At 70.1% G+C, this 13,150-nt stretch carries 12 protein-coding genes; 5 read left to right on the forward strand and 7 right to left on the reverse strand.

Going from position 1 to position 13,150, the window contains the following annotated elements; all coding sequences use genetic code 11:
• The 3 genes from AC3EN4_RS31500 to AC3EN4_RS31510 form a co-directional block, all read right to left on the reverse strand.
• Positions 1-936, reverse strand: a 936-nt coding sequence (locus AC3EN4_RS31500) for a non-reducing end alpha-L-arabinofuranosidase family hydrolase (protein WP_435210156.1), incomplete at its 3' end; no start/stop codon positions are given.
• A gap of 276 nt (positions 937-1,212) precedes the next feature.
• Complete coding sequence (locus AC3EN4_RS31505) at positions 1,213-1,794, reverse strand: dihydrofolate reductase family protein (protein WP_435210157.1); 582 nt, start codon at positions 1,792-1,794, stop codon at positions 1,213-1,215.
• A 108-nt stretch (positions 1,795-1,902) separates the two neighbouring features.
• Positions 1,903-2,565, reverse strand: coding sequence for a type 1 periplasmic-binding domain-containing protein (locus AC3EN4_RS31510; protein ID WP_435210159.1), 663 nt, complete (start codon positions 2,563-2,565; stop codon positions 1,903-1,905).
• Positions 2,566-2,748: 183 nt separating this feature from the next.
• On the opposite strand from AC3EN4_RS31510, the gene AC3EN4_RS31515 reads away from it, so the two are divergent.
• The 4 genes from AC3EN4_RS31515 (at position 2,749) to AC3EN4_RS31530 (ending at position 8,349) form a co-directional block, all read left to right on the forward strand.
• Positions 2,749-3,966: a HupE/UreJ family protein gene (locus tag AC3EN4_RS31515; protein WP_435210161.1), complete on the forward strand. Its 1,218-nt coding sequence runs from the start codon at positions 2,749-2,751 to the stop codon at positions 3,964-3,966.
• Between the two features lie 142 nt (positions 3,967-4,108).
• Positions 4,109-6,082 carry a purple acid phosphatase family protein gene (locus tag AC3EN4_RS31520; RefSeq protein ID WP_435210163.1) on the forward strand — a complete coding sequence of 658 codons (1,974 nt, stop codon included), beginning with the start codon at positions 4,109-4,111 and terminating at the stop codon, positions 6,080-6,082.
• A 91-nt stretch (positions 6,083-6,173) separates the two neighbouring features.
• On the forward strand, positions 6,174-7,238 hold the full coding sequence (locus AC3EN4_RS31525; RefSeq protein ID WP_435210164.1) for a WxL protein peptidoglycan domain-containing protein: 1,065 nt from the start codon (positions 6,174-6,176) through the stop codon (positions 7,236-7,238).
• A gap of 166 nt (positions 7,239-7,404) precedes the next feature.
• On the forward strand, positions 7,405-8,349 hold the full coding sequence (locus tag AC3EN4_RS31530) for a quinone oxidoreductase family protein (RefSeq protein ID WP_435210166.1): 945 nt from the start codon (positions 7,405-7,407) through the stop codon (positions 8,347-8,349).
• A gap of 4 nt (positions 8,350-8,353) precedes the next feature.
• Here AC3EN4_RS31530 and AC3EN4_RS31535 read toward each other — a convergent pair whose 3' ends face one another.
• From AC3EN4_RS31535 to AC3EN4_RS31550, 4 genes are all read right to left on the reverse strand, one after another.
• Positions 8,354-8,944 (reverse strand): HAD family hydrolase, encoded by a 591-nt coding sequence (locus AC3EN4_RS31535; RefSeq protein ID WP_435210168.1) that lies wholly within the window; start codon positions 8,942-8,944, stop codon positions 8,354-8,356.
• 105 nt (positions 8,945-9,049) lie between these two features.
• On the reverse strand, positions 9,050-10,255 hold the full coding sequence (locus AC3EN4_RS31540; RefSeq protein ID WP_435210170.1) for a low temperature requirement protein A: 1,206 nt from the start codon (positions 10,253-10,255) through the stop codon (positions 9,050-9,052).
• Positions 10,256-10,327: 72 nt separating this feature from the next.
• Positions 10,328-11,386, reverse strand: coding sequence for a tryptophan--tRNA ligase (gene trpS, locus AC3EN4_RS31545; RefSeq protein ID WP_435210171.1), 1,059 nt, complete (start codon positions 11,384-11,386; stop codon positions 10,328-10,330).
• Positions 11,387-11,656: 270 nt separating this feature from the next.
• The gene (locus AC3EN4_RS31550) at positions 11,657-12,127 is read right to left on the reverse strand and encodes a PRC-barrel domain-containing protein (protein ID WP_435210173.1); all 471 of its coding nucleotides are present in this window, start codon (positions 12,125-12,127) and stop codon (positions 11,657-11,659) included.
• Positions 12,128-12,270: 143 nt separating this feature from the next.
• Between AC3EN4_RS31550 and AC3EN4_RS31555 the strand changes: the two genes are divergently transcribed.
• Positions 12,271-12,525 (forward strand): SCO4848 family membrane protein, encoded by a 255-nt coding sequence (locus AC3EN4_RS31555; protein WP_435210175.1) that lies wholly within the window; start codon positions 12,271-12,273, stop codon positions 12,523-12,525.
• Positions 12,526-13,150 lie beyond the last annotated feature (625 nt).

Below are 13,150 nucleotides of genomic sequence, written 5' to 3' on the forward strand. Positions count from 1 at the left end.
GGGGCCGGTGCCGGAGCCGGTGATGCTGCCGGTGAACAGGGTCTGCGCGGCGGACCAGCCGTTGGCGTTGGTGGGGTCGGTGGAGGTGCGGTAGGAGAACGCGGTGCCGCCCCACTGGTAGGCCAGGACCCAGATGTTCTTGGGCGCGAAGTAGAACAGGGTGGGTGCCACGGTGCCGCTGTTCATGGTGTTCTGGCTGGCCGATCCCATCTGGGACCAGTTGCTGAACAGGCCGAAGTTCATCGAGCCCCACCGGGTGCCGAAGTCATGGGTCGTCGCGTAGACGAGTTGCTGGCCGTTGTACGGCGCGACGGTGAAGTCCTTGAGTGAGACCCAGCCCGACTTCGGCTGCGCCAGCGCCCCGGTCGACGACCACCGGTACGACGACGGCAGGTTGCACGTGTTCGGCGGCGGGGTCGTCGGAGGCGGCGTGGTGGGCGGCGGGGTGGTCGGAGGCGGGGTCGTGGGCGGCGGGGTGGTCGGAGGCGGGGTCGTGGGCGGCGGGGTGGTGGGCGTCGTGCCCCCGTTGCAGGTCACGCCGTTGAGGGCGAAGCTCGTCGGTGCCGGGTTGCTGCCCGTCCAGGAGCCGTTGAACCCGAACGACGCCGTGCCGTTGGTCGCGATCGAACCGTTGTAGCTCACGTTCCGCGCGGTTACCGCCGCACCGCTCTGCGTCAGGTCGGTGTTCCACGACTGCGTGATCGTCTGCCCCGCGCTGTACGACCAGGTCAACGTCCAGCTGCTCACCGGATCGCCGAGGTTCGTGATCGTCACGTTGGCCCCGAAGCCGCCCGGCCAGTCGGATGACACGGCGTAGTTCACCGAGCAGCCGGCCGCTGCCGCGCCCGCCGGCAGCGCCACGGCAACCGTCGCCGACGCCAGTAAGGCGACACCGGCCGAGACGACCCCGATATTGGTCGGTCTGAATATGGTCATCGAGCACCCTCCTGACGGGATGGCGGCCTCCACATTCGTGGGAGTCATTGTTAGGTGAGCGTTAACAGCCGCGTCCGGTATGTTACGGGAGCGCTCCCAAACCATCAACCTCGATGTCTTCAGAGGTGTTCAGCGACCTCTTCAGGGCTGCGAGCAGGGCTTCTGTGTCCGATCGAGGGTGTCGGCCGCGTGAAGTGGCTGCGTGGGCCGACGCCGGTCGGGCGGTCGAGAAGGCCGGTGGCGGGGCGTCATCGCTGTTATCGATAACATCCGCCGTCACGCCACCTCGTACTCCACCATGAGGACGCCGGTGCTGGTCGGCGTGCAGTCGGTGAGCCGTAGCCGGCGCGGCCGGTCGGACTCCGCGAACAGCCGCTTGCCCGAACCCAGCAGGAGCGGATGCAGGAACAGGCGGTACCCGTCGACCAGGTCGTTGGCGATGAGTTCCCGCACCAGCACCCCGCTGCCCAGCACCGCGACCACACCGTCACCCCGGGACTTCAGGTCGGCGACCGCCGGCGCGAGATCTCCGTCCAGCCGCCGGGCGTTCGACCAGGTGAGATCGGTCAGGGTACGGGTGGCGACGTACTTCGGCGTCGCGTTGAGGTGTGCGGCCATCGGGTTGACATCGGGCTGGCTCGGCCAGTAGCCGAGCATCTTCTCGTACGTCCGGCGACCGAAGAGGTAGGCCGTGGTCGATCGGAGCCCCTGCACCGCCGCGGTCGCCTGGGTCTCGTCGAAGTACGGCGCGGCCCAACCGCCGTGCTCGAACCCACCGTCGCGGTCCTCGTCCGGAGACCCCAACCCCTGCATGACGCCGTCGAGCGTCACGAACTCGACCACCACCAACCTGCGCATGAGCACACCCTCCGATGAGGCGGGCGGCCCGTCGCCTGCCCGCTCCCCCTCTACACGAACGAGGCGCGGCCGGATCGACATCCGGTCCGGGTGGACACGGCGGGGCGGTCAGAGCCAGATGACGATCCCGGTCAGGTCGTTGAGCACGGCGGCCACACCCGCCCGGACGGCGGCCGCGCAGCGCTCGGCGGTGAACGACCCCGCGTCGTACGTCGAGGACATGCCGAGCCCTTCGCCGCGGAACGACGCGCCCGCCCAGTCGACGGCGGTGACGTTGTGGGTGGGTTCGGCCAACTCGGCGCCCACGACCAGGAACTTCTCGTCCAGGTGGTTGGGGGTGACCAGCGCCAGCGGGTCGATCAGGTCGTTGCCCGCGCTGATGATGAGATCCGCGTTCATCCCGATCGCCTTGCTGATGCCCGCGACGGCGTCCTGCGGGTCGTCCACGACCACCGTGCGCAGGTCGACGTGCTCGTCGTCGGCCCAACTCCGCACCGCCGCCACGAGGGTCTTGGTGGGTGCGTCCGCGCCGGCGGTCAGCAGCACCACCCGGTAGTCCTTCGACGGGTGTACGCCGGCCCACGACCCGGGCTTCGGCGTGATGGTCGCCTCCGGCGCGGGCGTCGAGGCGGTGTCGACGAATCCCGGCCCGAGCGTGCCGATCGCGCTCGGCGCGGGGTGCGGTTGGGACCAGTCGTCGCCGGAGCCGCAGCCGGCGAGGAGTGCGGCGGCCATGGCCAGCAGGGCGACGGCCGGAAGCGGGGGGCGCAAGGTGATCGTCCTTTTCGATGATGGCGGGCAGGTACGGGTACGCCTCGTATTCCTATCCCAGATCGGGCGGCCCACAATCCGCGAGCGGTCAGCCCGGGCAATTGTTCTCCATCGGTTCGTCGGCGGGCGGGTTCGTGTTCACCCGCGAGGTGCAGCGTGCACTGGCCAACCGAGGGGAACCGCATGCTGGGGCACATTCGCCGTACCGTTGTCGTCGCCGTTGTCGCATTCGCGGCGACGGTGCTCACGTTCTTCGGTGGGGGCGCGGCGTTCGCGCACGGCTTCTCGTCGACCGTGTACGCGAAAATCTCCGCCGGAGACGAGGGTCACATACGGACCGAATTGGAGCTCGAATACGACCTCCTGGTGGTGTCGGCTGCCGACTCCGGTGACGACGATCCGCTCTTCAAGGTCGGCACCGCCGCCTTCGAGGCGGGTGACCCGGGCGCACAGGCCACCGCGCTGAACACCCACGCCCCGACGGTCCTGCGTTACGTCGCCGACCGCCTCTCGGTGACCGCCAAGGACGCGCCCTGCCGGCCGACCCAGGTCGGCGACGCCGCGATCGGCGCCCGTGACGGTGTGCCGTACGCGCGCCTGCTGTTCGACTGGACCTGCCCCGAGCGGGTCGCCGAGCACGAGGTGCGCAGCCGTCTCTTCCCGGACGACGAGGCGTACGTCAAGGACACCAAGACGATCGTCACCTACCGGCTCGACGGCCGGTCGGGCAGCGCCGCGCTCGACGCCGCCAACCCGTCCTTCTCCACCGCCCAGACCGCCTACCAGCGATTCGGTGAGTTCTTCCTGCTCGGGGCCGAGCACCTGCTGTCCGGCATCGACCACATCCTGTTCCTGCTGGCGCTGATCGCCGGGTCCCGGCGGCTGCGCGAGATCGTGCTCGCGGCCACCAGCTTCACCCTGGCGCACTCGGTGACGTTCCTGCTCGCCGCCCTCGGCCTGGTCGACGTGCCCGGAAGGATCGTGGAGCCGGTCATCGCGCTGTCGATCGCCGTGGTGGCCGGCTGGCACCTGTGGGGCCTCTGGCGGCGTGGTGCGCATGCGACGGACCTGGAGCCGGCCGGACGCGGTCACCTGAGCCTGGACCGGCGGGGCTGGATCCGCCTCGGTGTCGTCTTCTGCTTCGGTCTCGTGCACGGGTTGGGCTTCGCGGGCGCGCTCGGCATCGACGAGGCGTGGTCGTGGACACTGCTGTGGTCGCTGCTGGTGTTCAACGTGGGCATCGAAGTCGTTCAGTTGGCGATTATCGCCGCCATCTTCCCGCTGTTGTTCGTGCTGCGGCGCCGTGCGCCGAAAGCGGGCCTCTGGGCGACCGGTGTGGTTTCCGCAGGGGTGTCCATCATGGGGCTGATCTGGTTTGTTCAGCGCGTCTTCGGGTCCTGAGTACGGCTAACCAGTTCGTAAGGTGCAGCCGTTCGCAAGATCACGTTAATGATCGGTTCACCGGTCGACGAAAGTTTGGATCCGCTTCCCCACGCTCGGGGAAAAGCAATCCATTTCTCTATTCGAAAAGGGAACAATGTCGATGACATTGAGCACCTCGACACGGGCCGCCGGGCCCGTGCGGCGGCGCGTTGTCGCCGGGGTCGTGGCCGGATTCCTGGGAGTGGGCGCGGCCCTCGGCAGCGGTGTGCTGACCGCCGCCAGCGCCGCCGACCCCACCACGGTGTCCGGCATCGTCCTCGGCGTCGGCGCGAACGAGACCCAGCGCATCGTGTCCTGGTACTCCTCGGCCGACACCGCCCAGAAGATCCAGCTCGCCCCGACCGCCGAGATCGTCAACGGGGAGTTTCCGGCCAGCGCGATCAGCTTCGACGCGGTCGGCGCCGCGAACACCTCCACCACCGGCTACAACCGGCACGCCACGATCAGCAACCTGCGGGAGAACACGGCGTACTCGTACCGGGTCGGCGCGGAGGGCAGCTGGTCGCCCACGTACGCCTTCCGGACGCGGGACTTCGAGGGCGACTTCGACTTCCTGTTCTTCGGCGACCCGCAGATCGGCGCCTCCGGCGACGTCGCGCGGGACCAGGCCGGCTGGGCGGAGACCCTGAAGGTCGCCACCGCGGCGAACCCGAACACCGAGCTGCTGGTCTCCGGCGGTGACCACGTCGAGTCCGCGAACAACGAGGCCCAGTGGGACGCGTACCTCTCCCCGGATCAGCTCCGGCAGTACCCGACGGCCGCCACCATCGGTAACCACGACGTCGGTGGCAAGTCCTGGGAGCAGCACCACTTCACCCCGAACACGGACCGCTCGGCCCAGTACTACAACGGGGACCAGTCGACCCGCTCCGGTGGCGACTTCTGGTACATCTACAAGGACGTGCTGTTCATCGACCTGAACAGCAACAGCTACGTCAACCCGACCGACGGTTCGCTGGGCGGCGACACCGCGCACGTCGCGTACGTCTCGGACATCGTGAAGAAGCACGGCTCCGAGGCGAAGTGGAAGGTGCTGGTCTACCACCACTCCATCTACTCGGCGGCGAGCCACTCCACCGACGCGGACAACAAGAACCGCCGCAAGGACTTCACGACCGCCTTCTCCGATCTCGGCATCGACATGGTGTTGCAGGGCCACGACCACGTCTACACCCGCAGCTACTCCATCAAGAACGGCCAGAAGGAGAACCCGGCCGAGAAGCCGGGCGCTGCCGACGTGTTCCCCGGCCCGGGCGGCGTCATCTACGTGACGGCCAACTCGGCCTCCGGCTCGAAGTACTACGACATCAAGAAGCCGGACGGCTCCGGCACCGGCGTCGAGGGTCTCGGCCCGGACCCGCTGAACCCGAGCAACTACTGGTTCAACTCGGTGGAGAACCAGGAGCACGTCCGCAGCTACGTCAAGGTGCAGGTCAAGGCCGACAAGCTGGTGCTCCAGAACGTCCGCAGCGGCACCTGCGCGGCCCCGAACGCGGCCGTCGAGAAGGGGCTGTCCTGCAGCAACACCGCCGAGGGGCAGCCGGTCGGCTCGATCGTCGACAACACCACGATCCACCCGTACCACGGTGACGGGCAGGCCATCCAGGTCAACGTGCCCAACCCGGCGCCGGGTGAGTTCGGCTGGACCATCGACGGCTACAACGGCCTGGTCGACCTGGGTACCGCGCAGGAGCGCAACGGCACCTACTTCGAGGCGACCGGCAAGATCAACCCGATCCTCGTGTCGGACAGCCGCCGTTCGCTCGCCCCGTGGTCGATCTCGGCCAGCGTCGGCGACTTCTCCGACGCCGACAAGACCTTCTCCGGCTCGTACCTGGGCTGGACCCCGTACGTCCTCGACGCCGGCGCGGGCGCGACGGCCGGCGCCGCGGTCCTGTCGTCCCTCGACGACCAGGGCAAGGGCCTCTCGGTCTCCAGCGGTCTGGGCGCGGCGGTGCAGGGTCACCCGCGCGGCGGCGCCAAGCTCGGCGCTGACCTGGATCTGAAGATCCCGGACAGCATCGCGAAGGGCAGCTACCGCACCACCCTCACGATCACTGCCCTGAGCAGCTGATCGAGCCTGTTCCACCGGGCGGGGTAGGCACCTTTCGGGGCCTACCCCGCCACCGGTTCACCCACTTTCAAGATCACCTCAAGGACCTGAGATGCGACCGTCCGTAACGCGCTGGAAGACCCTGCTCCGTACGTCAGTGCTCACCCTGCTCGCCGTCGTCGCGGCGGCCGGCATCGGCGGCACCGCCCTGGCGGCCGACGGCAACGTCGCCTGGACGGTCCGGACGGCCTCCAACAGCTACGGCGAAGCCCGGTCCAGCTACAGCTACAACGTCAACCCCGGCGGATCCGTCGAGGACGCCATGGTGGTCGCCAACCGCGGCTCGGCGCCGCTGACCCTGGCCGTGTACGCCGCCGATGGCTTCACCACCGACGCGGGCCAGCTCGACCTGCTCACCAGGGACAAGAAGTCCGTGGCGGTCGGTGCCTGGGTCAAGCCGAGCGCCGGCAGCGTCGTGATCCAACCCGGGAAGACCGTGCAGGTGCCCTTCACGATCGCCGTTCCCGGCAACGCCACGCCCGGTGACCACGTCGGCGGCATCCTCACCGCGCTGACCCAGACCGACCAGGCCGAGGGCATCAACGTGGACCGTCGCCTCGGCATCCGGATCACCCTGCGGGTCGGCGGCGAGCTGAAGCCGAACCTCGCGATCGAGAACCTCCACGTCAGGTACGACGGATCGGCCAACCCGGCCGGCAAGGGCGACGCCACCGTCTCCTACACGATCCACAACACCGGTAACGCCGCCCTCTCCGGGAAGCAGTCGGTGTCGGTGTCAGGTCCGTTCGGCGTCCTGCGCGCGCGGGCCGGTGACATCGCCGCGCCGCCGCAGTTGCTCCCGGGCGAGAGCTGGGACGTGACCGTGCCGGTAGCCGGTGTCGCCCCCGCCGTCCGGCTCGCGGCGACCGTCACCGTGACCCCGCTGCTCACCGACGCGTCCGGCTCCACCACACCGCTCAGGCTCATCGAGGCGACGGCACACGGCTGGGCCCTGCCGTGGCCGCTGGTGCTGGTGCTCGTCGTGCTGATCGCCGCCGTCGTCGGGGCGTACCTCTATCGCCGCCGGACCCGGACGCGGCGCAAGGCGCGCGAGGACGCCCGGGTGCGGGACGCCGTCGAGCAGGCGCTGCGCGGCCCGCGGCCGCAGACGTCCTGACCATTCGGCCCGCGCCCTCGGCCGGAAGGGGGCCAGCCAGCCGGTCGCCCTTGTGGGTGAACGGCACTCGGCACCGGCTCGGATCCGTCCGCGAGCCGGCATGCTGCGACGGTGACGCCGGCCCGGAGAGGAAGCCCCCCTGGTTGACGCGGACGTGCCAGAGCGGATGCAGGCCGCGGCCTTCGACGAGTTCGGCGGGCCGGAGGTGATCACCCTGCGCAAGCTCCCCGTGCCCGAGGTCGCCGCCGACGAGGTGCTGATCCGGGTCCTGAGCGCCGGCGTCGGGGTGTGGGACGCGTACGAACGGCAGGGCGTGTTCGTGCCCGAGGGCTCGTCCCTCCCGATCGTCCCGGGCTCCGACGGCGCGGGGACCGTCATCGCGGCCGGCGACAAGGTGACCGGCCTCGCGGTCGGCGACCAGGTCTACGTCTCCGCCACCACCCGACCCAAGGGCGGCTTCTACGCCGAGTACGCGGTCGTCAAGGCCGAGTACGCCGCGAAACTGCCCGACGGCGTACCCGCCGAGCACGCCGGCGCGATGTCCACCGACGCGTTGACCGCGCTGGCCGGCCTGGACACCCTCAGCCTGCCGGCCGGCGCCTGGCTGCTGATCTTCGGCGCGAGCGGCGGTCAGGGCCACCTGGCCGTGCAGCTGGCCAAGCGGCAGGGCCTCAGCGTGATCGCGGTGGCCTCCGGCGCGGAGGGCGTGGCGCTGGTGACGCGGCTCGGCGCCGACGTGTCCCTGGACGGCCACGGCGACCTCGACGACGTGCTCACCACGATCCGGGACGCGGCCCCGGAGGGAGTGGCCGGCATCCTGGCGATGGCCGGCGGCGAGACGCTGGACCGACTCACCGAGACGCTGTCCGACGGCGGGGTCGTGGCGTACGCCCACGGGGTGCGGCCGGAGCCGAGTGAGCGCCCCGGCATGACGGTTCGCGCGTACGACGGCGTGTCCAACCCCGGGCAGTTGCGGCGGCTCAACGAACTCATCGAGGCCGGCCCGTTCGTGGTGCACGTGGCCGAGAAGTTCCCGTTGGGCAAGGTGCGGGAGGCGCACCAGCGCCTGACGACGTCGTACCCCGGCAAGCTCCTGCTGACCGTCGCCTGAGGGGTCAGGCGGTGCGCTGCTGCGGCACGCGTACCGACGCCATGCCGGCCGCCGTCGCGGCCTGGATGCCCAGGTCGGTGTCCTCGAAGACCAGGCAGGACTCCGGGGCCACGCCGAGCTGCCGGGCCGCCAGCAGGAACGCCTCCGGGTCGGGCTTGGCCCGCGTGTAGTCCTCGGCGCAGACCAGCACGTCGAACCGGTCCAGCAGGTCGAGCGCCTCCAACGAGGCGGTGACCGCGGCCCGGGTGCTGCCGGAGACGACCGCGAACGGCACCCGGCGATGCGCCTCGTGGATGTGCGCGACCACCTCGGGCACGGCGGTGACCTGCGGCAACAACTCCTGGAAGATGCGCTCGCGGTTCTCGACGACGGTCTCCACCGGCATCGCCAGCCCGTGGCGCTCGTTCAACGCCACGATGATGTCGGCGGTCGGCCGACCGCCCCAGGCGTAGAACAGGTCCTCCGGGAACTCGCAGCCCCACTCGTCGAGGGCCCGCTGCCAGGCCACGTAGTGCAGCGGCATCGAGTCGACGATGGTGCCGTCGCAGTCGAACAGGTACGCGGCGAACTCACCGGGCGGCAGAGGCAGGGTCACCGGGGAAGGGTACAGCGGTCGTGCTCAGTCACCCGTGACGGATGCCAGCCGGCGGCGCAGGTGCGCCGGGCATATCGACACGCCGCCAGCACAATCTCCGAATCGTCAGGGACGCGTCGCTCGCGCCGAGTCGATCCGTGCGTCACGCCGGTCGAACCGCCGTTCGTACCAGGTCACCGCGATCAGGAAGAGGGTCAGCACACCGAGCGCGGCCAACGGCGCGAGGGTACGGCCGACCGGCAGCAGGGCCAGCGGCAGCAGCGCCGCGACGACCTGCGTCGGATGCACGGCGCGTACCGTCAGCCGCCGGAGCGCCAGCCTGCTGAGCAGATAGACGGTCACGCCCCCGTAGAGGGCGCCTGCGGCCTCCCAGCCCAACGGGCCCGTGTCGGAGGGCTCCTCGGAGAGCCGACCGATCACCTCCTCGATACCGAGCGCGAAGTAGATGGCGCCGACGATCAGCGGAGAGTGCCCGATGCCGTACGCGTCGCCGGCCACGTCGGCGCGTCGCTCGTCCGGCACGTCGCTGATGGCCTGCCGCGCGGCGGGCGCCAGCCGGTCGAAGTAGAGCCACCACAGGCAGATCGTGCTGACGAGGCCGAGCAGCGCGGCCCCCACCGCCGCGCCGACCGGCGCCATCGTCCGTGGCCCCGCACCGGCGGAGATCAGCGACTCGCCGAGGGCGATGATGAGCACCAACCCGTACCGCTCGGTGAAGTGGTCCACGCTGCGCAGTTGCCACGGGTGGAACGTGGACGCGAGCCGCGCGCCGCCGATGTCCACCAGCAGCGCGGCCGTCCAGAGCGCCGTCTGGGCGGTCCCACCCAGCAGCGCCCCGCCGACCAGGGGAAACCACGCCAGCACCACGGGCACGCTGAAGGAGCGCAGCGTCGGGCGCAACGACGGGATCGTCACGCTCACCCAGGCGAGGATCACCAGCTGCACCGCCCGGACGACCACGTACGCGAGCGCGAGCATCAGCGGCGCGTCGAGGAGGCCCGGACCCTGTCGCCACGCGTCCGGCAACACCAGCGCGGCCACGAAGATCGCCGCCATCGCGACCAGGGTCGCGCCGCGAACCACGCCGACGTCCGCGCGGACGAGGTTGCCCACCCAGGTGTACGGCCCCCAGGAGTAGAGCAGCAGCAGGAGCAGGAGCAGTCCCTGGGCCAGCGTGAGCAGCGCGGTCGGCGGCTGCGCCATGAACGCGATGACCCGGGTGAGCGCGAAGACGAAGACCAGATCGAAGAAGATCTCGAACATCGTCGTCCGATGCGCGACGGCCGCCACCACCGGACGAATACCCCTCATCCTGGCATTCTGCGCCCTCGGTGGACCGTCTCGGGTCTCCCCGTCTCAACGGGAAGACCCGAGACGACCGGGTCAGGCCGGCGCGTCCGTCCGGCGCCGGGTCCGCTCGGCCCGCCGGCGCACCTGTTGGTACGTCCCGGTCAGCCCCATCGCCCGCCGTACCTCGGTCATGGTCTGCCGTACCTCCTGCCGGGTCCGCTCGGTGCCCTCGACGATCAGCCGGTCGACGAGCCCCCGGTCAGCCTCGATCGCCGCCCGCCGCTCCCGGATCGGCGTCAGGAACGTCTCCAGCGCCTCGACCAGCCGCTCCTTGACCTCGACGTCAGCGACCTGCCCGGCCCGGTAACGCCGGGCCAGGTCGGCCACCTCGGCACGGTCCGGGTTGAACACCTCGTGGTACGCGAAGACCGGGTTGCCCTCCACCGTTCCCGGCACGTCCGCCCGTACCCGGTTCGGGTCGGTGTACATCCCGCGCACCTTCCGACGCACGGTGGCCGTGTCGTCGGACAGCGCGATGGTGTTTCCCCGGCTCTTGCTCATCTTGGCGACGCCGTCGGTGCCCACCAGGCTGGGGTTGTCGGCCGGGATCAGCTCGGGCACCGGGAAGACCGGCCCGTACAGGTGGTTGAACCGGCGGGCGATCTCCCGGGTCACCTCGACGTGCGCGGCGTTGTCCCGGCCGACCGGGACCACCTCGCCCTTCACGCAGAGGATGTCCGCGGCCTGGAGCACCGGGTACCCGAGCAGCCCGTACGGCATCTCCTCCTTGCCGGCGTCCCGGGCCATGTCCTTGAGCGACGGCACCCGTTCCAGGCGGGGCACGGTCACCAGGTTCTGCAGGAGGGTGTTCAGGTCGCCGACCTCGGGGATCGCCGACTGGAGGTAGAACGTGGCCCGGGACGGGTCGACGCCGGCGGCGAGGATGTCGGTGACCATCTCGCGGGCGTTACCGGAAACCTGGTCGATGTCCTCCCGCCGGTTGCGGGTGGTGAGCATGTGCAGGTCCGCGATGATGAAGAAGCTCTCGTAGCGCTGGTGCAGCCGCACCCGGTTGGCGATGCTGCCGACGTAGTGGCCGAGGTGCAGGCGGCCGGTGGGCCGGTCGCCGGTGAGCATGCGGGCGAGGGACATGGCGGTGTGCCTTTCGTGCGGTGGTTGGGTCACGCATGGGCGCGCGCCGAGCGGGGCGGAGTCGCCCCTCGGTCAGCGGAGAACAGGGCTCAGCGAGCCGTCCGCCATCGCGCGCCGGCGCGGTACCGCAGACCACCGGCACGGAGTACGTCCAGAAGTTGCTCACGGCCGTCGCCGGAGCTGGTCGGGGACGCGGGCAGGACACCGCGCGCGACGGCGTCGACCACGTCGACCGCCTCCGTTACGCAACTGCCCGTCCGGACCACGAGCTCAGATTACCCGTGGCGCCGCTCCCGGGGGTGGCACGTGCAAGTCCGCGTAGTACCTGCCGACGCGGTCCCGGTACTCCGGATCGAACGACCCCGGGTCGAACGGCGGCGCGTCCTTGATCTCCTGCCGCGTCCGGTCGACGTGTACGACGCGGTCCAGGTGGTCGACCCGCTCCACCGTGCCCGCCGGCACCAGCACCTTCCGGCCGAGGATCCACGGTCCGGTGTCCACCACCAGGTGCCCGGCATCCGCCTCGTCGCTGGCCTCGTCGATCGTGCCGATCCGTCCGTCGCGGGCCTGCACCTGGTAGCCGACGAGGTCGACCGGGGTACCGGGACCGGGAGCGTCCGGGCCGTCGTGCCCGCCGTCCGGCTCCTGAGAGGGGCCGGTCGAGGGGGTGGTCTCGGTGTATCCGCCGGCCAGGGCCGACGGATCGCGCCACGCCCAGGGATTGAAGATCGAGGGTTGCACGGGTCACCTCCGGGGGACGGCATCGCCTGTCCCCCGACTCAGTGCCCAGCCCGCCGGCGCCGGAAACGAGGAGGCTGCTCCTTCAGGACGGCCATCGGCGTCCGAATCGGCGGTGGGCAGGTCCGCTGACATACTCGGCAGTCATGGTGTTGTCGCGGGGATGGTCCGCCTTCCTGGTCGGGGTCGGCGTCTGGACCTGGGTGATCTGGCCGAGGTTCGCGGTCGCCATCTGGCAGGACCCACGGTCGTGGGCGTCGGCCACGGTGGGCGAGGGCGCGCCGACCAGCTTCCTGTGGGTACACGCGCTCCTGATCGCCGCGTCGCTGGCCATCGGTACGACGGCCGGCGTGCTCGGCGTCCGTGGCTGGCTGGCCGCCCGTCGCAGCCGAACGTCCTGAGCTGCGGAAACACGTATCGGGGCGGGAGTGTGACGCGGGACGCTACCCCCCGATTTGACGATCAAACCCACGGACGCGTAACTTTCTCTCTGCCAGCGCGGAACGGGGCAAACGGGACGAAAGTCCTGAGGCCACGAACCGGGCCGGCAGCCGGGCCAGACAGGGGTTCGCTCCTGGAGGCGCGGTTCGGGCGGTGCTCAGCCGATCTGCCGGGAGGCGGATTTGGTGCGGCGAAACCGACCGGGTAAGGTTTACGACCGGCAGGGCACCGGGCGCGACTGTGGGAGACCGCAGCGGCCGGTTCTGCCAAATCCGACGACCTGACGCAGTGGTTCACTGCTGCGTGAGTACGCCGGGACCAACCCGCACGAAGCACGACAGACCGGGACACACCGGTTTGACACGGCCGAGACGGTGAGGTAACGTAGTAAAAGTGCCCGGCGCGAGAGCGACGGGGACACGGAACGAAAAGCCCCGGGATGGGGCCCGCAGATGCGGGTCGTTGATCGGTGTGTGGTTGTTCTTTGAGAACTCAACAGGGTGCTTGTAAAGCCAGTGCCAATTATGATTGATACCCCGGACTGGTCAGGCTTCGGTTTGGCTGGTTGGGATTCCTTTGGCAACT

This window comes from Micromonospora sp. bgisy143, assembly GCF_057708145.1.

What these genes read in the sequence shown, in the direction of transcription:
- AC3EN4_RS31555 (WP_435210175.1), top strand. Translation starts at nt 12,271, where the DNA reads ATGGTGTTGTCGCGGGGATGGTCCGCCTTCCTGGTCGGGGTCGGCGTC.
- AC3EN4_RS31540 (WP_435210170.1), bottom strand. Translation starts at nt 10,255, where the DNA reads ATGAGGGGTATTCGTCCGGTGGTGGCGGCCGTCGCGCATCGGACGACG.
- AC3EN4_RS31505 (WP_435210157.1), bottom strand. Translation starts at nt 1,794, where the DNA reads ATGCGCAGGTTGGTGGTGGTCGAGTTCGTGACGCTCGACGGCGTCATG.
- AC3EN4_RS31515 (WP_435210161.1), top strand. Translation starts at nt 2,749, where the DNA reads ATGCTGGGGCACATTCGCCGTACCGTTGTCGTCGCCGTTGTCGCATTC.
- trpS (WP_435210171.1), bottom strand. Translation starts at nt 11,386, where the DNA reads ATGTCCCTCGCCCGCATGCTCACCGGCGACCGGCCCACCGGCCGCCTG.
- AC3EN4_RS31525 (WP_435210164.1), top strand. Translation starts at nt 6,174, where the DNA reads ATGCGACCGTCCGTAACGCGCTGGAAGACCCTGCTCCGTACGTCAGTG.
- AC3EN4_RS31530 (WP_435210166.1), top strand. Translation starts at nt 7,405, where the DNA reads ATGCAGGCCGCGGCCTTCGACGAGTTCGGCGGGCCGGAGGTGATCACC.
- AC3EN4_RS31520 (WP_435210163.1), top strand. Translation starts at nt 4,109, where the DNA reads ATGACATTGAGCACCTCGACACGGGCCGCCGGGCCCGTGCGGCGGCGC.